The 26,453-nt window shown below is 41.5% G+C and carries 25 protein-coding genes; 20 read left to right on the top strand and 5 right to left on the bottom strand.

The window, feature by feature from the left end; translation table 11 throughout:
• Window positions 1-7: 7 nt before the first annotated feature.
• The 3 genes from sufB (at window position 8) to MHI23_RS15150 (ending at window position 4,105) form a co-directional block, all read left to right on the top strand.
• A complete protein-coding gene (gene sufB, locus MHI23_RS15160) occupies window positions 8-1,405 on the top strand; it encodes a Fe-S cluster assembly protein SufB (protein ID WP_007500362.1) in 1,398 nt (465 codons plus the stop codon).
• 218 nt (window positions 1,406-1,623) lie between these two features.
• On the top strand, window positions 1,624-2,190 hold the full coding sequence (locus MHI23_RS15155; RefSeq protein WP_041115746.1) for a TetR/AcrR family transcriptional regulator: 567 nt from the start codon (window positions 1,624-1,626) through the stop codon (window positions 2,188-2,190).
• 58 nt (window positions 2,191-2,248) lie between these two features.
• Entirely contained in the window at window positions 2,249-4,105 is a 1,857-nt protein-coding gene (locus MHI23_RS15150) for an alpha/beta fold hydrolase (protein ID WP_342492061.1), read from the top strand.
• Window positions 4,106-4,272: 167 nt separating this feature from the next.
• Here the strand turns inward: MHI23_RS15150 and MHI23_RS15145 are convergent, their stop codons facing one another.
• Entirely contained in the window at window positions 4,273-4,917 is a 645-nt protein-coding gene (locus MHI23_RS15145) for an NAD(P)H-dependent oxidoreductase (RefSeq protein ID WP_342492060.1), read from the bottom strand.
• 82 nt (window positions 4,918-4,999) lie between these two features.
• Here MHI23_RS15145 and MHI23_RS15140 point away from each other — a divergent pair, with 82 nt between their 5' ends.
• Window positions 5,000-5,932 (top strand): WYL domain-containing protein, encoded by a 933-nt coding sequence (locus MHI23_RS15140; protein WP_342492059.1) that lies wholly within the window; start codon window positions 5,000-5,002, stop codon window positions 5,930-5,932.
• An 82-nt stretch (window positions 5,933-6,014) separates the two neighbouring features.
• Here MHI23_RS15140 and MHI23_RS15135 read toward each other — a convergent pair whose 3' ends face one another.
• Window positions 6,015-7,220 (bottom strand): DUF418 domain-containing protein, encoded by a 1,206-nt coding sequence (locus MHI23_RS15135; RefSeq protein ID WP_342492058.1) that lies wholly within the window; start codon window positions 7,218-7,220, stop codon window positions 6,015-6,017.
• 249 nt (window positions 7,221-7,469) lie between these two features.
• Here MHI23_RS15135 and MHI23_RS15130 point away from each other — a divergent pair, with 249 nt between their 5' ends.
• The 10 genes from MHI23_RS15130 (at window position 7,470) to MHI23_RS15085 (ending at window position 16,302) form a co-directional block, all read left to right on the top strand.
• On the top strand, window positions 7,470-8,171 hold the full coding sequence (locus MHI23_RS15130; protein WP_342492057.1) for a response regulator transcription factor: 702 nt from the start codon (window positions 7,470-7,472) through the stop codon (window positions 8,169-8,171).
• On the top strand, window positions 8,152-9,465 hold the full coding sequence (locus tag MHI23_RS15125; protein WP_326149112.1) for a HAMP domain-containing sensor histidine kinase: 1,314 nt from the start codon (window positions 8,152-8,154) through the stop codon (window positions 9,463-9,465). Before MHI23_RS15130 ends, MHI23_RS15125 begins: the two co-directional genes overlap by 20 nt.
• A 37-nt stretch (window positions 9,466-9,502) precedes the next feature.
• Entirely contained in the window at window positions 9,503-9,931 is a 429-nt protein-coding gene (gene psiE / locus MHI23_RS15120) for a phosphate-starvation-inducible protein PsiE (RefSeq protein WP_024423385.1), read from the top strand.
• Between the two features lie 190 nt (window positions 9,932-10,121).
• Window positions 10,122-10,922, top strand: coding sequence for an HAD family hydrolase (locus MHI23_RS15115; RefSeq protein WP_342492056.1), 801 nt, complete (start codon window positions 10,122-10,124; stop codon window positions 10,920-10,922).
• A 321-nt stretch (window positions 10,923-11,243) separates the two neighbouring features.
• Entirely contained in the window at window positions 11,244-12,155 is a 912-nt protein-coding gene (locus MHI23_RS15110) for an alpha/beta hydrolase (protein ID WP_342492055.1), read from the top strand.
• A gap of 9 nt (window positions 12,156-12,164) precedes the next feature.
• Window positions 12,165-12,329 carry a hypothetical protein gene (locus MHI23_RS15105; RefSeq protein ID WP_342492054.1) on the top strand — a complete coding sequence of 55 codons (165 nt, stop codon included), beginning with the start codon at window positions 12,165-12,167 and terminating at the stop codon, window positions 12,327-12,329.
• Between the two features lie 134 nt (window positions 12,330-12,463).
• Window positions 12,464-13,417: an iron-siderophore ABC transporter substrate-binding protein gene (locus MHI23_RS15100; protein ID WP_024425990.1), complete on the top strand. Its 954-nt coding sequence runs from the start codon at window positions 12,464-12,466 to the stop codon at window positions 13,415-13,417.
• A 73-nt stretch (window positions 13,418-13,490) separates the two neighbouring features.
• Window positions 13,491-14,507, top strand: a complete 1,017-nt coding sequence (locus tag MHI23_RS15095; protein ID WP_024423381.1) for an iron ABC transporter permease — start codon at window positions 13,491-13,493, stop codon at window positions 14,505-14,507.
• Window positions 14,500-15,537, top strand: coding sequence for an iron ABC transporter permease (locus tag MHI23_RS15090; RefSeq protein WP_024425988.1), 1,038 nt, complete (start codon window positions 14,500-14,502; stop codon window positions 15,535-15,537). The genes MHI23_RS15095 and MHI23_RS15090 overlap by 8 nt, the downstream gene beginning before the upstream one ends.
• Window positions 15,538-15,558: 21 nt before the next feature.
• On the top strand, window positions 15,559-16,302 hold the full coding sequence (locus MHI23_RS15085; protein ID WP_268421013.1) for an IucA/IucC family C-terminal-domain containing protein: 744 nt from the start codon (window positions 15,559-15,561) through the stop codon (window positions 16,300-16,302).
• Window positions 16,303-16,315: 13 nt separating this feature from the next.
• Here MHI23_RS15085 and MHI23_RS15080 read toward each other — a convergent pair whose 3' ends face one another.
• Complete coding sequence (locus MHI23_RS15080; protein ID WP_268421012.1) at window positions 16,316-17,194, bottom strand: endonuclease; 879 nt, start codon at window positions 17,192-17,194, stop codon at window positions 16,316-16,318.
• 171 nt (window positions 17,195-17,365) lie between these two features.
• Between MHI23_RS15080 and MHI23_RS15075 the strand changes: the two genes are divergently transcribed.
• The 3 genes from MHI23_RS15075 (at window position 17,366) to MHI23_RS15065 (ending at window position 20,978) form a co-directional block, all read left to right on the top strand.
• Window positions 17,366-18,601, top strand: a complete 1,236-nt coding sequence (locus tag MHI23_RS15075; protein WP_342492053.1) for an alanine--glyoxylate aminotransferase family protein — start codon at window positions 17,366-17,368, stop codon at window positions 18,599-18,601.
• A 158-nt stretch (window positions 18,602-18,759) separates the two neighbouring features.
• Window positions 18,760-19,959, top strand: coding sequence for an MFS transporter (locus MHI23_RS15070; protein WP_056765862.1), 1,200 nt, complete (start codon window positions 18,760-18,762; stop codon window positions 19,957-19,959).
• Window positions 19,960-20,249: 290 nt separating this feature from the next.
• Window positions 20,250-20,978, top strand: coding sequence for an NPP1 family protein (locus MHI23_RS15065; RefSeq protein WP_268436954.1), 729 nt, complete (start codon window positions 20,250-20,252; stop codon window positions 20,976-20,978).
• 64 nt (window positions 20,979-21,042) lie between these two features.
• On the opposite strand, the gene MHI23_RS15060 is transcribed toward MHI23_RS15065, so the two are convergent.
• Together MHI23_RS15060 and MHI23_RS15055 are read right to left on the bottom strand one after the other, a co-directional pair.
• Window positions 21,043-22,200, bottom strand: a complete 1,158-nt coding sequence (locus tag MHI23_RS15060) for an oxalate decarboxylase family bicupin (protein ID WP_268436952.1) — start codon at window positions 22,198-22,200, stop codon at window positions 21,043-21,045.
• On the bottom strand, window positions 22,193-23,434 hold the full coding sequence (locus MHI23_RS15055; RefSeq protein ID WP_342492052.1) for a helix-turn-helix domain-containing protein: 1,242 nt from the start codon (window positions 23,432-23,434) through the stop codon (window positions 22,193-22,195). The genes MHI23_RS15060 and MHI23_RS15055 overlap by 8 nt, the downstream gene beginning before the upstream one ends.
• Window positions 23,435-23,739: 305 nt before the next feature.
• Here MHI23_RS15055 and MHI23_RS15050 point away from each other — a divergent pair, with 305 nt between their 5' ends.
• From MHI23_RS15050 to MHI23_RS15040, 3 genes are all read left to right on the top strand, one after another.
• Window positions 23,740-24,591: a DUF72 domain-containing protein gene (locus MHI23_RS15050; protein ID WP_073207291.1), complete on the top strand. Its 852-nt coding sequence runs from the start codon at window positions 23,740-23,742 to the stop codon at window positions 24,589-24,591.
• A gap of 66 nt (window positions 24,592-24,657) precedes the next feature.
• Complete coding sequence (locus MHI23_RS15045) at window positions 24,658-26,031, top strand: bifunctional UDP-sugar hydrolase/5'-nucleotidase (RefSeq protein ID WP_342492051.1); 1,374 nt, start codon at window positions 24,658-24,660, stop codon at window positions 26,029-26,031.
• A 67-nt stretch (window positions 26,032-26,098) separates the two neighbouring features.
• Window positions 26,099-26,404, top strand: a complete 306-nt coding sequence (locus tag MHI23_RS15040) for a DUF1805 domain-containing protein (RefSeq protein WP_024425980.1) — start codon at window positions 26,099-26,101, stop codon at window positions 26,402-26,404.
• The last annotated feature ends 49 nt before the right edge of the window (window positions 26,405-26,453 follow it).

Below are 26,453 nucleotides of genomic sequence, written 5' to 3'. Positions count from 1 at the left end.
AAAATGGATGGCTAAAAAAATGCCAGATGTTGGTGAATATAAATACGGCTTTTCTGATAAAGACGTTTCCATTTTCCGTTCAGAGCGCGGACTGACAAAAGAGATCGTTGAAGAAATTTCTCGTATGAAAGAAGAGCCTCAGTGGATGCTCGACTTCCGTTTGAAATCTCTTGAGCACTTTTACAACATGCCGATGCCACAATGGGGCGGAGATTTAAATGCATTAAACTTTGATGAAATTACGTACTACGTAAAGCCATCAGAGCGCTCTGAGCGTTCTTGGGATGAAGTACCAGAAGAAATCAAACAAACCTTTGATAAGCTTGGTATCCCAGAAGCAGAGCAAAAATATTTAGCTGGTGTATCTGCTCAGTATGAATCTGAAGTTGTGTATCACAACATGAAGCAAGACCTTGAAGATCTAGGAATTGTGTTTAAAGATACAGACAGCGCATTAAAAGAGAACGAAGACATCTTCCGTGAGCACTGGGCAAAAGTCATTCCTCCGACTGACAACAAATTTGCTGCGCTTAACTCGGCTGTATGGTCTGGTGGTTCATTTATCTACGTACCAAAAGGCGTAAAAGTAGATACTCCACTTCAAGCATACTTCCGTATCAACTCTGAAAACATGGGTCAGTTCGAACGTACACTGATCATCGTTGACGAAGGCGCACATGTGCATTATGTAGAAGGCTGTACAGCTCCAGTTTACACAACAAACTCACTTCACAGTGCGGTTGTTGAAATCATCGTCAAAAAAGGCGGCTACTGCCGTTATACAACGATTCAAAACTGGGCAAACAACGTCTTCAACCTTGTGACAAAACGTACAGTATGTGAAGAGAATGCAACAATGGAATGGATTGATGGAAACATCGGTTCTAAGCTGACAATGAAATACCCAGCAGTCATCCTAAAAGGTGAAGGCGCTCGTGGTATGACATTAAGTATTGCCCTAGCAGGTAAAGGTCAGCACCAAGATGCAGGTGCGAAGATGATTCACCTTGCACCAAACACATCTTCAACAATCGTATCGAAATCGATTTCCAAACAAGGCGGTAAAGTAACATACCGCGGAATCGTTCACTTCGGACGAAAAGCAGAGGGTGCACGCTCAAACATCGAGTGTGATACACTCATCATGGATAACAAATCAACATCTGATACGATCCCTTACAATGAAATCTTAAACGACAACATTTCATTAGAGCACGAAGCAAAAGTATCAAAAGTATCAGAAGAACAGCTATTCTACTTGATGAGCCGCGGAATTTCTGAAGAAGAAGCAACAGAAATGATCGTCATGGGCTTCATCGAGCCATTCACAAAAGAACTGCCAATGGAATACGCCGTTGAAATGAACCGTTTGATTAAGTTTGAAATGGAAGGTTCTATTGGTTAATAAAAAACATTGATACACAACGCTTTTTGAAGGCTTTTAATTTCGAGTGATACCACTTGTTAATTAAGCCTTCATGGCGTTGTGTTTTTTTATGGATAGGGAGTAGTATACAGTGTGAATCCTTAACAAATGGCTTTAATTCGAGAAACCAGGAACATAAATACTTGCAACATTTAAATTAGTACTGTATAGTTCTAATTATGACAAAGGCAAAATTAATGAATCAAAAACGTGTGCTTGAAGTAGCTGCAACATTATTTTTGGAAAAAGGGTTTGCTTATACAAGTATGGATGAATTGGTACGTGTAAGCAAAGTATCAAAGTCTAATGTGTATTATCACTTTTCTAATAAGGAGGAATTATTAGAAGGGGTCGTTGATTATTGGATTGATATGTATCAAGCTGCAATAGACGACGTAATGTCTCAGACCCAATTTTCAGTTGAAGATCGTATCCAAATGTTTTTAAAGCAATTATCACAAGGCGTTCAGTCGAGAGAGTATCAGGGAGGCTGTCCATTTATTACTCTTTATATTCAAAGTCCTGCACAGGCCACACAAATAAAAGAAAAAATAGGTCTTTTTTTTACAGGATTACAAAAGAAAGTTTCTCTATTACTAAAACAAGGGGTAGAGAACGGGGAATTCAGAGATACGATTCAGATTGATGAGGTGGCATCACTTTTTATTACAAATCTTGAAGGGGCGTTATTTATTTCAGAAACATTGAAGGATGCCACTGTCATCACAAAAACAGCAGATCATTTATTTAACTTGCTTCGATAAAAGAAGCATTTTTTTTACATCAAATTAGTACTGTTTAGTACTAAAAAGGAGATTTCATATGAAAACAGTATTTTTAACTGGTGGAACAGGCTTTATTGGAAAGCAATTAGTGAAAGAATTAGCCAAAGAGGATGTGAACATTCTTCTTTTAGTGAGGTCGAAAAGTAAAGCGACACGCATTTTTCAAGAAAGAGATATTTTAAAAGAGTCAGTGATGCACTTTGTTGAAGGTGATTTGACGAAAATAGATTTAGGTCTAAGTCCTGAAGATAAAGAGAGGGTATTGAAGACGGATGTGATGATTCACGCAGGAGGCCCTATGGATATTCAAGCGACAAGTAAAGAGGCAGCTTCCGTCTTTTTAAATGGCGCCAAATATATTGGTGAATTGGCTAAAAATATTCATCAATTGAAGGGCTTGCAGCATTTTATTCATGTTGTCGGTTATATGAGTCCCTTTGATGATGAAAATAGCAAGATTGCAATTGATGTGTTTAAAGAAGGAAATGATTACCTGAAAATAAAGAATCCTTATGAGAGAACAAAATTTTTAGCAGATCTTTATATCCGTCAACAAGCATCAGCTGTCGGTTATCCGCTGTCTGTCATTAATCCGCCAACTGTGGTCGGCAGTAGTAAAACAGGGAGTACAGAGCAGATAGCAGGATTAGGATTGCTTGTGACAAGTATGCGAAGAGGGCTTATGCCAGTGATTCCTGGAGGTAAAGGATATAGGCTGCCACTGATTTCAAACGATGTGTTTGCGAAGTTTATTGTGCAGGTTTTCAGGATGGAGCAGCCGGCTATTCAAACATATACACTTGTGGAAGACAAAGAGCATGATCAGAACATTGCTGAATTATTAAGTGTGATGTCGGAAAGTATGAATATGAGGGCACCAAAAATCTCTGTCCCAATGCCGTTTATGAAAGCAATGATGAAAAGTGGAGTAAGCAAAATAACAAACATTCCTTCTGATGGACTCAATTTTATGACTAAACGAACATTTTCAAATGCTTCAGTGAAAAAAATGATGGGAGAAGATTGGTTTAAGAAGACGAGTGTCATGAACTTTTTCCCTGCCGTAGTAGCTGATCTGGATTATCGCATGATGAATCAACATGGTGAGCATTATCATGCATTTGAGCGAACATTAAGCGATAACAACACCCGCTACCAATTACAAGGAGAAGGGAAACCGTTTATTTTATTACATGGTTTATTGAGTGATGGAGAGGATTTATTCCCTTTAGCACAAGAGCTTCATGAAAAAAAGGGTCAGCCTGTATGGATCTTGGATCTTCCAGGTTTGGGGCGTTCCCCATTTAAACGAGAGAAACATCTTCTAGATATCTATTTGAATGTAGTGAAAAAGGTATTGGAGAAAGCGGCTCATGGTGCACATCTAATTGGCCATTCATTCGGTGCGTTTATTCTATTGAAAGCATTGGGACAAGGGTACATAGATAAGAAGTATTCAATCACTTTACTTCAGCCGCCTGTTGCTAAAAAAAATGCTAAATCGCTAAATGTTCCTCAATGGATGAACAAATGGTCTTTAAAATTAGCAACTCCTAAAATGATAGAGCGTTATTTATTAAGTAATGGTTTGTTTGAAAGGGCGGAGAGCATCCCTGAACATTATATTGAAAAAATCAGAAACAGTTTTACGTCTCCTAGAATTTTAAATACGACGGTTCAGCTTAATCATTTACTACTGAACACCGATCAAGGTGAATTCAATGAATTAACAAAGGATAATCCTCATATTATCTGGGGTGAGTATGACAAAGGCTATTCTGCTCCGTTGCATCTTGGAAATGTTGATGTTGTTCCATACGGCCATCATTTTCCTCTTAGCCATCCGAGTGAAACGGCAGCATTGGTTATAAAAAATAGTCTTACTAGCAGTTGAGAATGTGGGATAAATAAAGTATGTCGTAATTGAAATGAAATCGCAGTGCTTGTGATCCCGCCGATACACACCAACTGAAAGATTTTATAGCACCCTAAAACGAAAAAGGTGATTTTTATTAAAAAAAGCACGATTTTTCGTTTTGGGTCTTTTTGATTAAATAGAGATTAATTCGGGTCATAAAACTCCTCTAAGGTTTTCGTCATATCATCAGATGCAGATTGTAAGATCGCATCTTGTTCTAAAATCGCTGTTCCTTGTGCTCGGACAATATGAAATTGATGAAACCCCATCAAGTTTTGAAATATTTCTTTTAGGTAATGATGTGAAAATTCCAAAGGTGTGTAACGATCGTTATTCGTGAAAATTGAGCCGCTTGCTTGAAGTAAAAGTACACGATAATCGTCAGTCATCAGACCAACAGAACCATTTTCTGTATATTTGAACGTTTCTCTCGCAATAAAGATATTATCTATATAATCTTTCATTCGTGAAGTCACATTGAAATTATGAACAGGTGACACGATCACAATTCGATGATGTGCTTTGAATTGAGCCAATAAAGCAGATGAAGCAGCGGCGATTTTTTCCTCGGCGGCCGTTAATGCTTGTTCGGATGCTTGTTTATCCCAAATTCCTAGCAGCTGTTCTTTTTCGATACGAGGAATTTCAGTTTCATGTAAATGTAAAATGGTTGGTTCCTCATGAGGAAATCTTTCTTTAAATTGTGTTAAAAATAGTGTTTGCAGTTTGTTTGAATAACTTTCTCGATGAGTGAAATCTGGGTGCGCGTTAATGATTAATGTTTGCATGTACATGCTCCTTTTCTTTTGATAAGCTGAGTATAAATGATAAAGGTGACAAAAGAAGGCACCTTTTTAAGAGGGAAAACAAATGAAAAAATCAGAACGATTAAACCAAGAACTTATTTTTTTAAGCGATAAACACTCTTTTCAGTTAAAGGACTTACAATCCGAATTTGACATTTCTAAAAGGACGGCTTTAAGAGATATAGAAGAGCTAGAGTCCATGGGCTTAGCTTTTTACGTTGAACCTGGCAGACACGGAGGATATCGACTGGTGAAACAATCTCCATTGGTTCCTATTTATTTCAATATAGAAGAAGTCCAAGCTATTTTTTTTGCTCTTAAAGCGCTAGACCTGGTGTCAGCAACACCATTTAAAAAGTCCTACTCACAAATTCGGCAAAAACTGTTTGCCACAATGTCTGATGAGAGAAAGCAAACGATTACGGAGACTTTGGAAGTGATTCATTACTATAATGTCGCACCAGTTAGTGAACAAAATCATTTGGAATTGATTTTACAGGCGATGATGGAAGATCAAATCGTGAAGATGACGTACACTCAATATGAAAATAAAAGGATCAGACTGCAATTTCTTGAGTTATTTTATCGAAATGGGATTTGGTTCACCAAAGCATATGATGTTCAAAATAAAAAGTGGGGCATCTATAGATGTGACTTTATGAAGGACATGGTGATTGAAGAAGACGGCAAAGACACATTTACAAAGGAAGAATTAAAAGAACTGCAGCTCGAGTACGAAAAAACTTATCATGATATCTCATTTAAATGTCGATTAACGGAACAAGGAAAAGAAAAGTTTTTGAAGCATCATTACCCAAATATGAGATTGGAGATCATTGATCAGATTCCTTATATTATGGGTGGATACAACCAAGAAGAATTATCGTATATGACTCACTATTTGATGTCATTTGGGAAACATGTGAAAATTGAATACCCAGAGGAATTGAAAGAAAGTTATTTGAATCAATTACGAGAAGTGATTGACAAGTATTGAATCAAAAAAATGAATATACTACAGAAAAGGCGAACCACTAAAGTTCGCCTTTTCCCACTCTTTTTAACTACTATTATTTCAGTTACTTCGCCACATCCATTGTATTTGTTTTCGGTTGATCATCAACCTTCCCATATGTCAGCTGCCGCCAAATAAATTCCATCGGTCCATATTTGAACCGCTTTAACCATAAAGTACTAAAGAGCACGAGGAAGACATAAACCCCGAGTCCAATCATGAACGTGCCAGCAGGCTGAAGATGATCGGCAAGTCCGGCTCCGTATTTCAGAAATAGCATTGTGCCAATGATGGAGTGAAGCAAATAACAGGTCAGTGACATGCGTCCGACTTTGGTAAAGACCATCAAAGCACCTCGCAGCTGAGGGACGTGAAGAAACAGCATCGCAAGTGTACTCATATAGAACATACTGCCTGTTAATCCGCCGTTTTGTTCAAGGGCAGAGGCTATGTTCACCCACAGTGTATTTTCAAAAGGATTGACCGCTGCTATGATCGTGCTGCCTTGGGTGATGAGAAAAGCGATGGCAAAAATGACCCAAATGCGATTCCAAATCGCTTTTTTCGCCTCCATGTTTTTGAAAAACTCCATTTTCACAAAATACACACCGAGTAAAAACATGAAAAACATAGAATAGACGGTGGAAAAAGAACTTGAAGCCATTGTCACCATATCTGTCCACCGGTCACCAATAGATGCTAAATAAGTCAGACTGTTGTGGCTGATTAATTCAAAATCAGCAAAGTCCGGCTTGCCTGATGATCCTGAACTGACGGTATTGAGCAGCTTCGTGAAAAAAGGCGTGAGCAATTGAATCACAAAAAGTGTGATGAGCCAATATCCGATGGTTTTGGCTGTGCGTTTGTAAAAGAAAAGCAATAAAAAGCCAGCGACTGCATAATAGGCCAAAATGTCACCAATCCAAACAAAAGTTAAATGCAGAAGGCCAAATCCTAAGAGAATGGTTAATCTGCGGGCAAACAGCTTGTTCGGACTGTCCACCTTCTGAGCAGCTCGATCCATAAAAATCATAAAACCAACCCCGAATAGAAAGGAGAACAACGTAATGAATTTCCCTGAGGCGAACCAATTCACCACATTGTGAAAGACATCATTTGACAGCATGTCAAATCCCTTGGCCGAATCCACGATCAAAAAGTAATTGACTAGAATAATCCCCATTAAGGCGAACCCTCGTACAATGTCCAAGAAATGAACCCGTTCCCGCAGACTCATCGGTTGTCCGTGTGCTACTTTGTTTGCATTCATATCCATGCTCCTTTTCTTGTTATGATAATGTGATTCGGATCAATTCATTGATCCTTACAATGAATCAATATACGGCCCAATTCTTAACAATTTATGAAGATCCAATTTTTTGAAAATAAGTGTGACAAATTGATGGCAGATGGTCAAATTCATAAACTGTTAAGGTTTATAATGTATCTTTTCACATAACTAGATGATATATAGTAAAGACATAAAAGAAAGAGCAACACATTACATGAGGTGAGAGACATGACCCATCGAATATTAGTCGTAGAAGATGATCAGGATATTGGTGACCTTCTGCAGGAATCCCTTTCACGTGCAGGATATGAGGTGCTAAGAGCGATGAATGGCGAGCAAGCATTGAAGTTTGTGGACGATTCGCTCGATTTGGTGATTTTGGATGTGATGATGCCGGGGCTCTCAGGCATCGAAACGTGCCAGCAGATAAGAGCCTCTTCCAATGTCCCGATTCTATTTCTAACAGCCAAATCAAGTACATTCGATAAAACCGAAGGCTTACTTGCCGGCGGGGATGATTATATGACAAAACCTTTTTCACAAGAGGAGCTTCATGCTAGAGTGATTGCACAATTACGCAGGTATACTGTCTATCAGGAAAAGAAGGAACAGGAAGAGACCTTTCTTGTTGGGGGCAAACTGAAGGTAAGTGAAGAATTTAATGAAGTATGGAAAGAAAACCAGCAAATTAAGCTGTCTGATCTAGAATATCGGATGTTAAAACTGCTTATGAGCAGGCGAAACAAAATCTTTTCAGCCCAAAATATTTATGAAAGCGTGTGGGGACAGCCTTATTTCTATTGTTCCAACAATACGGTGATGGTGCATATTCGAAAGCTGCGTGCCAAAATTGAGGATGATCCGGCACGACCTATATATATCAAAACCGAATGGGGAAGAGGATATCGATTTGGCACATCCACATCGTAAATATACACTGGCCAAAAAGCTTGCACTGCTGATTTTGGCGGCTGCAATTGTGAGTGGTATTGTCTTTTTGACGCTGCAAAAGATCACCAATGATTTGATCGATGGATATTTGAGTTCGGACGAGTATTACGAGCAGGAGTCAGCCAAGTACATTCAAAAATTCAGCCGCTACGTGTCTGAGAATGAGCTGTCTTCAACGGATCGAAAAGCGTTTGGCGAGTGGGTGAAAAAAGAAAATTACATTAATTTGACTATCTTCAAGGATGAGGTGCTGCAATATGACTCCATCTATTCGGCTGCGGATGAATCGGCGTACGGAAAAGAAAGGATGACCCAGTACGCCGAGCATCATTCGTTTCCTGTTCAGTTTAGCGACGGTGAAGGTCGGGTCATGGTGGATGGTTTCTATTCGTCTCGTTACCACGATCTTGCGTTTACACTCGAGCTGCTCGGAGCAACGCTTATTTTTCTCCTCATTGTTCTTCTTGGCATTCGCAAAAGTCTGCGCTACCTGCAAACGATTCATCAAGAGATTCATATTCTTGAAGGCGGAGAGCTGGACTATGAGATGACGGTAAAAGGGCACGATGAATTAGCGATGATTGCCAAAAGTATTGAGGATCTGCGAAAAGCCTTTTTGGACAAGCTTCAAGCCATTGATGAGCTTCAAGAAGAGAGCCGCAGCTTGGTCACCGAAATGTCCCATGATATGAGGACACCGCTGACGTCGCTGATGATGAATCTGGAGTTTGCGAAAAAAGAGGAGGCTGGAGCGGATACCCGTAAGGATCAATATATAGCAAGTGCTTATGAAAAAGCACTGCAATTGAAAAATCTATCTGATAATCTGTTCGCCTATTTTCTACTTGATAAAGAACATGAACCTGAGCTTGAGACAGTTGCAGTCAAAGAGGTCATTTACGATCTCTTATCAGATCAGGTGGCGATTTTGCAGCAAGAGACATTTAAGGTTCATCTTTTAGGAGAGCTGCCAGACAGCTATATCAATGTGAATGTCGAGGAGCTTGGCCGAGTGTTTGATAATCTGATGTCAAACATACTGAAATACGCTGACCCGAAAAAAGATATCAATCTCACGTTTCTATCCGACCAAGAAATCTTTGAGATCCATATCAGCAATGCGATAAACGAGACAAATGACACCCAGGAAAGCACTGGACTTGGTGAACGAAGCATAAAACGAATGATGTCCCGCATGCACGGGCAGTTTGAAAGGATGGAAAAGAACGGCGTTTACTACATCGTGCTGCGTTTCTGGCACATCAAAATATAGGTGGCAAATGAATAACATGGAATGGAGAGACAATCTAATGAAACGATTCAATAACTTCCAAAAGGTACCAGATCTCTTGCAAGGCCTTCTGAATATTTGTTTATTCTTTCTTGCCATTGCTTTAAGCGTCCTCTTAATTAGTGAAACTTGGTATATTGTCCAATTCGTCTACAAGAATTTGCTCAGCAAAGAAGACAGTTATTATGAAATGCTTGGAGAGCTGCTGATCTTCTTTATGTACTTTGAGTTTATTGCCTTAATTATTAAGTACTTTAAATCAAACTTTCATTTTCCGCTTCGCTATTTTATATATATTGGCATCACAGCCGTTATCCGTTTGATTATCATCGATCATAAAGAGGCTGTATCGACGTTCTGGTGGGCGTTGACCATCTTAGCCATGACGGTTGCACTCTTTATCGCTAGTAAACGACATGCGGTTCAGGAGCATGAGGAAGTGAAGTAAGGAAAGAAGACGAACGATGACCGTTCGTCTTTTTTGTATAGAATGATTCATGAAACACCGTGTGACGTACATGTAACAAGTGCCTTTATGTGTGAAGACAAACAACATGTTCCTGGCTTATTTACTTACTGACACGTACACATATACAATTTTCATAGTGTTTGTTCAGCTAAGGAATTGGAGGAAGAACATGATTAAATTAATTATTACGGATTTAGACGGCACCTTTTTAAACCGACAAGGATCATTTGATCAAGCTTTATTTCAGAAAATAAAAGCATTAATGGAAGAGAAAAATGTGGCGTTCGCTCCTTGTACGGGTAAGCAGTGTGAACGAGTAGAGGCATTGTTTGGTGATTATGCAAAGGATTTTTGGATTTTAGGGGATAGTGCAACGCGAATTAAAAAGGATGGGCAATATGTTTATGAATCATTAATAAAAAATGATCTAGGTTTATCGATCATCCATAATCTGGAGGAGATAAGCAAAGAGCAGACGATCATTGCATGTACGAAAGATGGTGCAGTGGTCAATGAGCATTTATCTGAGAGTGAAATGAGATTTGTGACGGGCTCTTATACAAATGTACTCAAGGTATCAAACTTTGCAGACATACAAGATGACTTTGTGAAAATCACCGTTCATGATCCTGAGGCAAAATGCGTACAGACAAGGGAGAGAATAAGTGAATTCTTTGAACAAGTATATGTTGTCGCTTCAGAGGATACGTGGATCGACATTGCCAATATTGGCGTTCACAAAGGAACCACCGTGAAACAGCTTCAGCACATATTGGGCGTGACAGAAGAGGAAACGATGGCATTCGGTGATGGACGTAATGATCTAGAACTGATGGAATCCGCTCAATACAGTTTTGCTGTAAGAAATGCCATCCAAGAGGTAAAAGATGCTGCTCATTTTATTACGCTTTCAAATGAAGAGAGCGGGGTCATGCATACGATTCAAAAAATCCTAAGCTTGCAGCCTTAATCGTACTCAATCAAGAAGACGAACTTGTCCAGTTCGTCTTTTTTCATGTCTGGGCATTGACGAGATGAACACTTAGTTGTTATCTGTCTATTAATGAACGGTTAGGGTCAGATTAACAATTGATTGTCATGCGCCTAAAAAATAGAATATGAGTAACAATAAATAAACAGTTGTTCATTAATGAATAAGTGTTTGTTGTGGTGAGTGATCAGCTGGATAAAAAGGTTTTTTCCTGATGTACGTCTTCATATGGTATGCTTTAGAAGCCTTATCTTTCCATCGGCATCGATCATCATGATTCTATGAACAGGGGTCGATCATATGCGAAGTATTCAAAGTTTTTTAGTAGAACAGCTGCTTGTTTTGACGAAAAAGAAACTCAACGTAAATGATTATCTAGAAGAACGAAGAAGGGCAAATCAATTACCTTATGAATTGCCTGAAAAACTTAAGAATAAGTACAAAATCACTAAAAATCACTCGTTTCCAGTCGATACGTATATGCTGAAATCAAATGTCCAGCCGGATGACCATCAAGTGTTGTTTATACACGGTGGCGGCTATATTGAACAGCCTTTGACTTGGCATTGGCGTTTTTTAGACCGATTGACGAAGCAATTAAATAGTACGGTGTATGTGCCGGTTTATCCAAAAGCACCAAACCATCAGTACATGGATGCGATCGAAAGTGTCCTTCCTGTGTACCAAGCTCTTTTAGAGAAAGGAACGCCTGAAAATATCGTCATCATGGGTGATTCTGCTGGCGGAGGTTTATCGTTAGCCTTTGCTCAATACTTGGCAAAAAAGGGCTTGCCGCAGCCAGGAAATATCATTCTTTTATCACCATGGCTAGATGTCACATTAAGCAACCCAGATATCGCTGCTATGGTTCCAAAAGAACCAATGCTCAATCTAGCCTTATTAATTGAAGCAGGAAAAAGATATGCGGGTGAAATGGATGAAACACACCACTTAGTCAGTCCAATTTATGGAGAGATCAAATCATTGGGACGAATTTCTGTTTTTATAGGCACTCACGAATTCTTTCTCCCAGATGCTCGTAAATTCAAAGAGATGGCAGATAAGCAGGGAGTTCCAATAAACTATATAGAATATCCTAAAATGAATCACGTGTTTCCTGTCTTCCCTATACCAGAAGCAAAAAAAGCGTTAAATCAAATTGTCGCGATTATTGAAAGTAATACCTTCCCTTTGAAAGAATTCAATGAATAAGATATAGGAATGAGGATGACTAGCGCGGCTGGCCATTCTCGTTTCTGTTTGAAGGAGCAAAAAAAACAATCAGTCTATCAAGTGCTTGAAGGATACCCATTTGTCGGTTTTACTAGAAGCAGGAAAACAGATTGGCAGGACCATCCAGATGTGGAATCCTTCTATTTAGTATGAATAACTAGTCAATACTCTCCCATTTTCTTAAAAATTTACATTGACACCATCCTTTTCTATGATAAAATCATAGTGTGATAATGAGAATCGTTATCAAACGATATGACTACATATAGAATGGATAGGTGAGGTACATGTTCAAGAAATCTTTTTGGTCGCTATTAGTTGTGCTCTCCATCGTTTTACTTGCAGCTTGCGGCAGCAATAGCAGTAACGGCAAGTCAGATAGTAAAGAGAAAACAAGAACCGTTGAAAGCGCTATCGGTTCAACTGAAATTAAAGGATCGCCTAAACGTGTGGTGACACTGTACCAAGGAGCAACGGATGCAGCAGTCGCTATGGGCATTAAACCAGTAGGTGTTGTTGAATCATGGCTTGAAGCACCTACGTATAAATATTTAAGAAATGACTTAAAGGATGTTAAAATTGTTGGGCAGGAAACACAGCCAAACTTAGAGGAAATTGAAAAGCTCAAGCCTGATTTGATCATTGCATCGAAAATCCGCCACGAGCAAATTTTTGATCAGCTGAAAGAAATCGCTCCAACTGTTGCAACAGAAACAGTGTTCACCTTTAAAGACACAGTGAAATTAATGGGTGAAGCATTAAACAAGCAAGACAAATCAAAAGAATTGCTGACGAAGTGGGATGACCGCGTCGCTGACTTCAAAGAAAAAGCGAAAAAAGACATCAAAAACTGGCCGATGAGTGTATCTGTGGTGAACTTCCGTGCAGATCATGCTAGAATCTATCAAACTGGTTTCGCAGGGTCCATTTTAACAGAGCTAGGCTTTGAAGGACCTAAGAATGTCAAAGATAAAAAGCAAGACATCATTACACTGACAGACAAAGAGAGCATTCCGCAAATGGATGCAGATGTGATCTATTACTTTATGGATGAAAAGGATAAAGCGGTTGAAAAAGCATATAAAGAGTGGACGAGTCATCCTTTATGGAAGCAGCTTGACGCAGTGAAAGCAAAACAAGTGCATAAAGTTGATGAAATCACTTGGAACATGGGCGGCGGTATTATCGCTGCAAACATGATGCTTGATGATATTTACGATCGTTTAGGAATTGATAAATAAGTCGTAACAGAGGAGAAAATGTGAATATACCATTTTCTCCTTTTTTCCATAACAGATTGAAAGCGGGAATCAGATGAGAAGTTTAATAAAAAAGGATTCAAGCAAGGCACTGCTTTTTGCTGGATTCATTGTGTTGATGTTGGTCTTTTTTATGCTCAGTATTTCCCTTGGGCAAACCTCAATTTCCCTCAAAGCCACCATCCATGCTTTTCTTCAATTTGATGAATCGGATCCAAACAGTGTCATTGTCATGACATCCAGATTATCAAGAGCTTTAATCGCAACGGTCGTTGGATCTAGCCTGGCGATTTCAGGTGCACTCATGCAGGCATTGACGAGAAATCCGCTTGCGGCGCCTGATTTATTAGGAATTAATGCAGGTGGACTATTTTTTATCGTGATTTCGATTGTTTTCTTTTCAACAGAGTCGTTAACAAGCTATATGTGGACAGCCTTTCTAGGCGCAGCGATTGCAGGGATGCTCGTTTTTCTATTGGGTTCTATTGGAAGAGATGGATTGACGCCGGTCAAAATAGTCCTTGCAGGTGCGGCGATATCTGCACTGTTTGCGTCTTTTACACAAGGTCTTTTAATCGTGAATGAACAGTCGATTCAAAGCATTTTGTTCTGGATGGCTGGGTCAGTGTCTGGAAGAAGCATTGATATGTTAATCCCTGTTTTGCCTTATATTTTAGGTGCGACTGTAGTGGCGCTGCTTCTTGGACGTTCTATTAATGTTCTTTTGTCGGGAGATGATATTGCCAAAGGACTTGGCCAGCGTACACTGCTGCTGAAAATCACGATGGGTGTCCTCGTTGTCTTTTTAGCAGGTGGTTCCGTCGCTGTTGCTGGTTCAATTGGTTTTGTTGGTTTTCTTGTGCCGCATATTGTGAAAAAGCTCGTCGGGCCTGACCACCGCTGGGTACTGCCGTATTGTGCCGTTGTGGGGGCGTCTCTTTTACTTGCCGCGGATTTGGCGGCTCGTTTTCTGATCATGCCGCAGGAAGTGCCGATTGGTGTCATGACGGCGGTAGCAGGAGCGCCTCTATTTGTTTATCTCGTGCGCAAGGGGTTGAAGACAGGTGGCTAAAACATATACAGTGCGTTCTAAAGGCGGGCGCATTTCATTTCAATTTTCAAAGCGGACGTTTTTGATTTTACTTTTATTGACGGCCATTGCCTTTGGCTTATTTATTCTCAGTCTCAGTATGGGAAGCCGGTTCATTCAGCCGGTCGATGTGCTGCTTCATTTAATCGGTCAGGGAGAGGGGAATTCCTTTGTGTTAAATACACTGAGGATTCCACGAACGCTGCTGGCTGTTTTAGTTGGATCCGCACTTGCGGTATCAGGGCTTATTTTGCAAGGGTTGATCCGCAACCCGCTGGCATCACCTGATATCATTGGAATTACAAGTGGTGCTTCGTTTGGTGCGATTATGTTCATCGTTTTTTGGATGGGCACTGTGCCTATTGCTTATCAATCCTTATGGGCGATTGCAGGTGCTTTTGCGGTATCGAGTCTGATCTATTTGCTTTCATGGAAAAAAGGGGTCAAGCCGATCACCCTTGTCCTAATGGGAATTGGGATTTCTGCCATTATGAAGGCATGTGTGACGTTTACGCTTGTTCTAAGTGATACGATGACAACGACCAAGTCTTACATCTGGCTGACGGGGAGCTTATATGGTTCTACGATGAAAGACGTCACTGCGATGCTTCCTTGGGTGATGATCATTTTACCGATTGTCATGGTGTTAGCAAGAACGATGAATGTAAAAGAACTTGGCGATGATCTTGCAACAGGTCTCGGGGTAAAAGTGCAGGCGAAACGATTATTCTTTCTCCTGATGAGTGTGACATTGGCTGGTGTTGCAGTCGCATTTGCAGGCGGCATTGAATTTGTTGGACTCATGGCGCCGCACGTTGCACGTATGATCATTGGACGTTCATTCATAGCGCTTGTTCCAGCATCTGCGCTAGTTGGAAGTATTCTCGTGATGCTTGCTGATCTTGTGGCTAGAACCGCATTTCTACCGTTAGATGTTCCAGCAGGTGTATTTACGGCAGCTATTGGTGCACCGTTCTTTATTTATTTGTTATATCAACAGCGTAATCGATAAACAGAAGATGGGGGTTTTGATATGAGGCCAGAGTGGGTTGAGAGAGAATTACTTGATTTCGGGGTACACATCATAAATGAACCAATGACATCTGATCGCACACTTGCTGCGCTTTTTTCAGAAGCAGCCGTCATACGTTTATTAGAAGCTGAAAAGGAAGCGATGCATGCACCGAATCTTGCGGTAGCAGCCTCTATGTTTTCAAAGCGCTACGCCTACTTAGCCGTCAGTTCCTCTTTATACTTGATGACGCTGTATGACGGTGTCTATCAGTATCCACCAGCAGCATGTGCATTTAGAGAGGATCGAAAAATTGAAATGGATGAGGCGTCGTGTTCGTTTGTTCCACTAGAAGGAGAGCGGCATGAATGGAGAGAGAAGGTCGTGCGTGAATTGTTTACGGAGTGTGTCACGCCTCTTTTAGACGTGCTGAACCGCACCACAAAACTCTCTTATCGTATTTTATGGGAAAATGTAGCGGTTCGAATCAACTCTCTTTATCGAAGCATGATGCGGGAAGCGGAAGAGCCTGCGGTGAAGCAGCGCGTGCGGGAGGATTATCTGTATCTGAAGCAGGCGGCTGGAGATGTTTTTGGAGCTCAGCAAAATCCATTTCAGCACAGCCTAAACCTAGACGACAGTTTACTTGAAACATCCAACCGGAAGACCTGCTGTATGTATTATAAGCTAGAGAAAAAATCGGAGAGTCTCGATTATTGTCTTGTTTGTCCGCTTGAAAAAAAGAAAGGCACTGCTTGCTCGTAGCAGTGCCCTTTTTTTATTCCCAAATCTCACTTGCCCATTCAGGGTGATCAATAAAAGGGTTGCGGTTGTGCTGATACGTTTGATATATGATCTCATTGCGGTTCCGTTCGATTTGATCGACTGGGTCTTGCTTGTGCCATTTGAGAAGTACAGACATTTTGCCGTGAAGAGGGGAGCTTCCATTATTTACTTTGTCGTTCAATTCTAAATCTGGAAAGCGGTCATCACCCTCGTAGCGAACCGCCATATAAAAGAGCATTCTCGCAACATCTCCTTTGACCCGGCTGTGAGGTTCGAATGAGTCGCTGTCGTAGAAGTTGCCCGGCGCTCCTTTGTATTCATTACCACCCATGTCAAAATCTAAATTTCCGCGTGTGCTGTTCGTTTGCACATCTGCCGCACGAAGGTGGTGGAGATCTGTCCCAGGCCCTTGGCTTGTCCCGAAATTGCCGTGAGACTTGGCCCAGACATGCTCCCGGTTCCACTGGCCCACATTTCCGCCATTCGACTGCTTTGAACGGGAGACACCACTATAAAGCAGCAGCACATTGTTTGGGTTATTGGGGTCTTCATCTGTTTTCTTTAAGGCATCCCACACCTGGCTGTAGGATAGCTGCGTATGATCATCAATGATATCGTGTAAAGCCTTCTTAAGAGCGGGTCCTGATTTGCCAGAAGCAGATTGGTAATAGGAATCGATTTGACTTGTGGCGGCAGTTTGCGTTTGTTGTGCAGATGTTTCGTTTTGAAGCTGTAACGGGGAAAAGGTGATCGTTTGACTAGGTTCACTCAGATTGAAACCTTGAGCATTTGCAGCTGGAGGCAGCGGGGCGGCGAATGTGCCGAATATCATGATTCCGGCGGCCACAGTTCCAAATAAAGTTCTTTTCATTCGATTTCCTCCTTGATAGGGAATGTATTCTCTTTATTTCTATCATATTGCCATGAAGAAATAAATGGATTTCTCGTAAATTTTATGTAATAAGTTCATAGGAAAAGAGATTGCTATTTTAGGCGTATTCCTGTATAAGTGGGCTTATAAGGATGGACAGCAAGGGAGAGGATGGATCACGTGAAAGAACTGCAAACACCTTCAAGAACGATTATGACACCGGGACCCGTTGAAGTAGATCCGAGAGTGCTCCGTGTGATGAGCACGCCAATTCTCGGTCAATTTGATCCAGCATTTACACACATTATGAATGAAACAATGACTTTATTGCGGTCACTTTTTCAAACAGAAAACAAATGGGCTTATCCAATTGACGGTACGTCCCGTTCAGGGCTTGAAGCTGTGCTCGCCAGTGTGATTGAGCCGGGAGATTCAATGCTTGTGCCTGTCTTTGGCCGCTTCGGTCACCTGCTCATTGAAATAGGGCAGCGCTACGGAGCTGAGGTACATACAATGGAATGTGAATGGGGGACGGTTTTTGATCCTGACGACATCATCAAAGAAATAAAGCGGGTCAAGCCTAAAATCGTTGCCATGGTTCATGGTGAAACATCCACCGGACGATTACAGCCGCTCAAGCAAATCGGTGAAGCATGCCGGGCTCTTGATGCGCTGTTTATTGTAGACGCTGTGGCGACCATTGGCGGTGTCGAGGTAAAAGTGGACGAATGGAAAATAGATGCGGCGATTGGCGGCACGCAGAAATGTTTATCTGTTCCATCAGGCATGTCACCTATTACGTATAATGACCGAGTCGCAGCTGTCATTGAATCGAGAAAGAAAGTAGAAAAAGGTATTGCGACACAGGATGAATTACAAAAACAAACGGACATTTCTCCAATCAAAAGCAATTATTTTGATTTAAGCCAGCTTCAGGATTATTGGAGCCCAAGACGATTAAATCATCATACAGAAGCGACAACGATGCTCTATGCACTGCGAGAAGGGGTTCGTCTTGTGCTGGAAGAAGGGCTGTCTGAACGTTTTCAAAGGCACACGTATCATGAGAAAGCCTTGATGAAAGGTCTTGAAGCAATGGGGCTTGAATTATTTGGTGATCCAGATTGTAAAATGCCGGTTGTAACCTGTATTGTCATTCCAAGTGGTATTGACGGAGAAGCGGTCCGTGCCGATCTGCTCCATCATTTTGGGATTGAGATTGCAAGCTCCTTTGGACCGCTTGCCGGCCGTATATGGAGAATTGGGACAATGGGCTACAGCTGCCGAAAGGAAAATGTGCTGTTTGTGTTAGCAGGGCTGGAAGCGATTCTCATCAAACACGGTGCGGCTATCCATTGCGGAGCAGGGCTTCAGGCGGCTCTTTCTATCTATGAACAGGCTGAATAACGAGCTCCAACATACTCGCCATTGGCGGGTATTTTTTATTTGGAAAAGAACACTAATTTTTGAAAAACTAGACTTATAGATGAGGTTATCGCTATACTGGAGAAGTTCTTATCATTTTTGTCATCATTTTCATTTATTTGAAGAAAGAGGTTTTTTGTATGAAGAAGATGGGAAGATTATACATTTTGATGCTCAATATTTTTATTGCCATGCTTGGCTTTGGCCTCATTGTACCTGTTATGCCGAGTTACATCGAAGCATTTGGTGCAACAGGAAAAACACTCGGTTTTCTTGTCGCTGCAACAGGTTTTACACAATTTGCGTTATCGCCGGTTGCCGGGGCACTGACCGATCGATTTGGACGAAGAAAATTGATCATTGCCGGGATTGCGGGTTTTACGATTGCTCAGTTTATTTTTGCTTTTGCTGATCAGCTTTGGATGCTGTTCGTGTCTCGATTTTTAGGCGGTGCTGCCGGAGCTTTGCTTATGCCGGCCATGTTTGCATACATCGCTGATATCACAAGTGAAAAGGACCGAGGGAAAGGAATGGGTCTATTCAGTGCAGCGATGACACTAGGTTTTGTCATTGGGCCGGGCGTAGGCGGCTATTTGGTTGAGTACGGGATCGCATTTCCATTTCTGATTGCCGGTTCCTTTGCTGCTCTTTCTACTTTGTTATCCATCCTCTTCTTACCTGAAACATTAACAAAGGAAAAACAGGAAGAGGCGCGGCTCAACAAGGATATTCATTTCAATCCTTTTGTACAAATGATCGAGGCTCTAAGGACATCTTACGGCTTTTTGTTTATATTGGCCTTTGTCCTCAATTTCGGAATCATTCATTTTGAATCGATTTTCGGCTTATATGTAGACCAAAAACACGGATTTTCACCGAAAGATATTGCCTTTGTGATTACGGTTGCGGGTCTTGCTGGGGTGCTTGTTCAAGGGGCATTAGTGAATGCCTGTGTGAAACGATTTGGAGAGATGAGAGTCGTCCGTTATGCGCTGTTAGGTGCGGCTTTCATGCTGATCGCCTGCCGTTTTGCGCCGTCCTTTTGGTTGATTTTTACGGGTTCGATTTTATTTTTATCGGCTACGTCATTTGTCCGACCAGCCCTCAATACATTGCTGTCCAAGATGGCAGGCAATCAGCAAGGGGTAGCAGGCGGTCTCAATACATCCTTTATGAGCCTTGCCAATATCGTCGGACCGAGTCTTGCGGGTATATTATTTGATGTGAATATTGAGTTTCCTTTTATGTTTGGAACACTGGTGCTTTGCGTAAGCTTCGCTGCATCCATCGTGTGGGGGAAAAAAGTGCAGCATGCTCATGCAGCGCAAGGAAGATTGTAGTTGATCTACAGTCTTTTTTTATTGAATGAAATTTATTTAGAAAAATTCCAATTAGAAATAGTATATGTTTTATATTTTATCTAAATAAATAGTAGAGTTTATTAATATTTAAACCTTTTTCTGAGAGATAATTCATATATTTAGGTCTTTAAGATCAATAAAAACTTGTTAATAAAATACTAAATTATACATTTTGTGTAAAAAGTGATTGATTGGTTTTTTCCGCAATGGTAACATCAATCTCGACAGCATGAGGTAACTGGGATAATCAAGAGAAAAGGGGATAGAAAATGAAGAAGTTTATGTTTGCCATTATATTTTTTATCGTCACCATGTTTAGTTCAGCCGTGCCATCAGCAGTTCATGCGGCAGAAATTGATCATGACAAGGTAGTTGGTTTTAGAGAAGTCAACCCAACAACTGTTACACAAAAAGCTGCGAAAAAATTTCAGCCTTATTTGAAAGTATGGCATGGATGTGTACCATTCCCAGCTGTAGATGCTGCTGGAAACACAAGCAGAGGGTTAAAAACGAGCGGTTCACATAATGGTGGATGCAGCAGTAATATCGGTCAAGTATATTCACGTTCAGATTGGTACAACGGCAGCTGGGCGATTATGTATGCTTGGTATTTTCCAAAAGATAATCCTTCACCGGGTTTTGGTCATCGTCATGATTGGGAATCCATTGTCGTTTGGATTGACAATCCAGCTGTAGCCAACCCGCGTGTTCAATCAATTGCTTACTCAGGTCATGGGCAATATAAGAAAGTAGCTCCGAGTGCAGCAAGTATCTTAGGGACAAATCCTTTGGTAGGTTATGATAGCAACTGGCCATTAAATCATGAGTTGAATGTAAGCGGCAATGTGAGCGGTAAAGGAATGCAGCCTTTAATTGGCTGGGATGATTTAACGCCGGCTGCAAGACATGCATTGAATACAACAGACTTTGGTAGTGCAAACGTACCTTTCAAAGATAGTAATTTTAAAAACAATTTAGCAAAAGCGTGGTATCGATAAGGGTAGCCATGATAAAAAACCGATCATCTAAAAAATGATCGGTTTTTTTATAAACAAAATTGCATCATCTCTCATATTTCACGACAGGTGACTTTTCTTTATGAAGCGCACGAATCATCGCTTCATCTACGTGTAAATGCTCTTTCACTAATTGAGGCGGGGTTAAGGCCATCCACTGATTCAACGAAATATCTGCAAACCGGTCACTTTTAAAAATCTCTAAAAACCAAAGGCTCGTTTGGCCGATATTTTGGATGTAATGCCCCATGCCAAAAGGAACATATCCAACATCACCTGCTCTGTAATTAAAGGTGCGGGCAGTACCTCCTGCTCCAAAGACCGTCATTTTAGCTGTACCTGTTAAATAGTATTGCCACTCATCATTATTAGGGTGCCAGTGCATTTCTCTCATGCCGCCAGGTTTTACTTCAACAAGTGCAGCCGCAATCGTTTTTGAAATCGGGAAATTCCGTGAATCGACAATTCGGACGGTTCCGCCAGAGGTCGTTATCGGGTTTTGACGAAGGAGCTGGTGCGTAAATGGCGGCTTAATGCTCCCGTATGGATCAGATACCGTTTGGCTTTCTAAGGATGACGGCGGCGAGCCTTGAAACATATAGCGCTGCTTATTCGGAATATGGTCAAACAATTTCCTCGGAACACCAAAATTGGCGGAGAGAATCTCTTTCGGTGTATGGGCAAACCAGTCTGTGACCGTGAATGTATCAAATTCAGAAAAATCGCCATCATCAAATACAAGAAGGAACTCACAACCATCCTCAAGTCCTTGAATGGAGTGCGGGATACCAGGTGGAAAATACCACAAATCGCCTTCTTCTAGATCAGCAATCATATTTCGCCCTTCTGCATCTACAGATGTGATGCGGGCTTTGCCTAAAATCATATACGCCCATTCCGCCTGCTTATGCCAATGAAGCTCACGAACACCTCCGCGTGTGAGCCGCATGTTGACACCTGCAATCGTGGTTGAAACAGGCAGCTCCCGCTTTGTAATTTCCCTCGACCAGCCGCCGTGATTCAAATGCATGTGTGTATCAGAAAATGAAAATTTTAAATTTGGGATGGTTCCGGCATCGGTTTTAGGCGGAACGAGCATATCAGGGTTCTCTATATCTCGAAGGACATCGCGCGGGCCTAAGTCGGTGGCACCTGCGCCATCCTTTCGAATGGGCTGCGGGATGTGACGGAGCTCATCATCCATTTGTCATCCCTCCTTGAGTCTCATTTTTCTCCTCCAAACTATATGAGGTTTCAGAAGAAAAAATTCTATCAGGATGGGATGAGAGAAACATTTGAATACGGAAGGCTAAGCGCAGCCGCAATGTTGCGTCAGAATCTTTTAAGCTGATTCGAAGCAATTCTTCACACTTCTCGAGGCGATAAATGACCGTGTTGCGATGAATGGACAATCGTTTGGCTGTTTCTGAAATGTGGCAATGGGTTTCTAAATAGACAGATAAGGTGTGAAGAAGGCTTTGATCGACTTGTGATGATTCAGATAACGGGTGAAGGTGCAGCTGGTGAAACGTGATCATATCCTTTCTTGGAATGAGCTTTAGTAAATCTGGCACATCCTTTGCTTGATAAAATTGAATATATTCAGTCCGCGATGAGAGATGTCCGGTTTGAAGAGCCTCTAATGCTTCATTGTAGCCTTCAGACAGATGGGAGATGTGGCAGCCCGTCAAGCTCACCCCAAAAGAAATAGTATGATTCACTTGCAGTTTAACAAGCATCTGCAACTGTTTTAAAAAAGAACTGAGCCTGTCGCTAACCTCCGGCCAACTGCCAGTCTCCTCCATCAATACAACACCCATATCACCTTTTAAAAACAGAAAGGCAGGAAATGGGCAGCTTGGAAGTGCACTTTCGAGCAGATCAGCCACTTGATCCAAAACCATTTGCTGCTTCATAAAACATGTGGTATCACTGCGCTCGTCAAGCTGACAGATCATACATAGATAGCGGCATTCGGCGTTTAATCCAAACGCCTGAGCGAAATGTAAGGAATCTTGCTGGGAAGACGATGCCCTCTCTATCCATTTGCGAAAGCCCTCATTTCTAGCACGCTTGGCCGTTTGCAGGGCGGCATATTGTCTCATGCGTGCAATCAACATTTCGTTTACTGCTTTTGCAATGATCCCATGAAAAGTTTTATTCTGCGGGTGAATGAAAGAAAGGATGACCAGATAATCACATGTTTGTTCGTTTAGATCAATTGGAAAGATGGAAAAGGTTTGTTTTGCATGTATCATTGAAAAAGAATGAGTTGTCCTGCTTTGAAAAAAGGGGAGAATGTGCATCCATTCTGAGCTTGTGATCATGGGGTGCGAGGTATAGAGAATACGTCCATGCTGGTTAAACAAATAGATGGGCTTGTGAATCTTTTTGGCCATTTTTTGTAAAATTTCAAACTGGTTATCGTCTATGTTCATATCCACTCAATCTCCTTTATTGGTGAAGATGAATAAAAAAATGGACAATCACTGTCAGCATCTCTGATATGCATTTTATGTTATCAGCTAAAATCATTTTAGATAGAAAGTTGTCAATTAATATAACAAACAAACAGAGCGCCAGGACAAAATCACGTGCCGCCAGTCATCTTCATTCAGAATTACGAGCAAATATGATATGTTGTAGACAGAAGAATTTCTTTCAGAAAATATGGGTATCACAAGAAACAAAGGCTTCGAATGAGGAAGCCGTCTATACATGAGAGTGGCAAGAGGTGAGAAACATGATTTATATCGGATTAACTGGCTGGGGAGATCATGACAGTCTTTATCCGCCGAGAATCGGTAGCGCGCAAAAGCTGTTTCACTACGCGTCAACGTTTCCGATTGTGGAACTGGATGCCAGCTTTTATGCGGTTCAGCCTGAGCGTAATCATGAAAAGTGGATAAAGGATACGCCAGATGACTTTCAATTTGTTGTGAAAGCATATCAAGGAATGACAGGACATCAAAGGGGCGAGATTCCGTTTGCTTCAAAGGAAGAAATGTTTGATGCATTTATTCTTTCGCTGACTCCGCTTATTCGTGAAGGGAAACTAGCCATGGTGCTCTTTCAATTTCCACCTTGGTTTGATTGCAAAAAAGAGCACGTCCACTATTTAAGATGGTGTAAGGAGAAGATGGGGGACATTCCATGTGCCCTCGAATTCCGAAACCGTACATGGTTTTCAGATGAATTTTATGAGCAGACTTTGTCCTTTATGGAAAAGGAAGGATGGATTCATTCCGTCTGTGATGAACCGCAAGTCGGAGAAGGCTCCATTCCGCCGGTCATACAAGCTACAAACCGTGATAAAACATTGGTGCGATTTCATGGAAGGAATAAACAGGGCTGGCTTCACCCGGCAGACCATGAGAATTGGCGTGAAGTGAGATACTTATATTTATATAATGAAGCTGAATTAAAAGAGTGGAAAAAGAATCTCGACATCCTGCATCAGCAATCGAAAGATGTCTATGTCGTGTTTAATAATAACTCCGGCGGAGATGCAGCAGCAAATGGCCAGCAGATGATTGATTTGCTGGATATCACCTATTCAAACCTGTCTCCGAAGCAGTTAGATTTATTTAGTTAACCGAGAGCTGACTGAAGCTTTCAACCTGAATGAGACGGTTAGTGACAACTTGAGGGAGAGATCAACATGCTGCAGAAGCTATGGTTATATCATACAAACGACTTGCACAGCCACTTTGAGAACTGGCCAAAAATTGCAGCTTATATTGAAGAAAAGCGTCAAGTTCACGATCAGATGCTCTTGTTTGATATTGGCGACCATATGGATCGAGTGAACCTCGTATCCGAAGCGGATTATGGAAAGGTAAACGTCAAGCTCCTCAATCAGCTTGGCTATGATGGAGTCACAATCGGGAATAATGAAGGCATTACGCTGCCCCATGATCAGCTGGATCACTTGTATGAGAATGCACAATTTCCAGTGGTGCTGTCTAATTTATTTGAGAAAGGCAAAAGGCCTTCGTGGGCAAAGCCCTATCATATGATCACAATGGAAAACGGACTGAAGCTCTGTCTCTTAGGTGTGACCATTGCGTATACACCCGTATATGAAAAGCTGGGCTGGAACATTACTGATCCGTTTGACAGCATACGGGACATGCTGCAGGAAGTGAAGGGACAGGCAGATGTCATTGTGCTTTTATCTCATCTCGGTATCATCCATGATCGAGAGGTCGCCCGTGATTTCCCTGAAATCGACATCATCCTAGGTTCACACACGCATCATCTGTTAGAACAAGGTGAAATGGACAATGGTGTGCTGCTTGCATGCGCTGAAAAGTACGGGCATTATATTGGCTGCGTTGAGCTGACGATCGATACAGCGCGCAAAGAGCTGATAGAGAAAAAAGCGACAGTACAGTCAGTGGATCAGCTCATCAGTGAATCAGATGAAGCCATCACTACTTTGCAGCAGGCAGAAAGAAGAGCGAAAGCACTCATGCAGGAAAAAGTGACAACGATTGAGTCGAAGCTAGAAACGAAGTGGTTCGATGATTCTCCGCTTCCGCAGCTCTTAACAGATGCCATTAAAGATTGGTGCGGAGCAGATATTGGCATGATGAATGCAGGTATGGTGCTTGATTCATTAGAGGCAGGGATCGTCACAAGAGAAGAAATCCACCGGATATGTCCGCATCCCATTAATCCCATTCGGGTGACGCTTACCGGTCAACAGCTCATCGAAACAGTTCAGCGGGGCTGTGAAGAAAAAATGGAACAGCTGCGCATCAAGGGCTTCGGCTTTAGAGGTGAGCTGATGGGGAAAATGCTATATAGCGGCCTCAGCTATACATTAGAAGAAGGCGAGGCCACACGGGTGAAGGATGTCTTTGTACATGGTCAATTGATCAAAAAAGACGCCTCCTATACTGTTGGGACAGTCGATATGTATACATTAGGCTCTCTTTTTCCTCATATCCGTGATCACGAACACATTGAATATTTTATGCCTGAATTTTTACGTGATGTTCTGACATGGCGCTTGAAGGAAGCAACATGAAATCCGCTTCAGCCTAACAACACGCGCCCTCTTTTCACATAGATTGTGATGAGAGGAGTGAAGGGATTTGGTGAATTTAACACCTATTACAATTGATGGCCATTCCTTTACAGCGGTCACCGTCAAGCTGCCGAAGACAAATTTCATGGCAGTAACAAATGAACATGGGTATATCATGTGCGGTGCACTGGATGTCGGGCTCTTGAATGAAAAGCTTGCAGATAGAGGAATTATTGCAGGAAGAGCAGTGGGTGTAAGAACCATTGAGCAATTGCTCGATGCTCCTTTAGAATCTGTGACATACGCCGCAGAAGCGCTGGGCATCTCAGCTGGAACAATTGGAAGAGATGCATTATTAAAAATGGTGAAATAAAATAGAGAGATGATTCCTATCCCCCCGCCTGTCTGCATACACATGTAAT

The organism is Bacillus sp. FSL M7-0003, from assembly GCF_038628485.1.
In the GTDB taxonomy this organism is placed as follows: domain Bacteria; phylum Bacillota; class Bacilli; order Bacillales; family Bacillaceae; genus Bacillus; species Bacillus safensis.
This window is presented reverse-complemented; position numbering and strand designations above follow the sequence as displayed.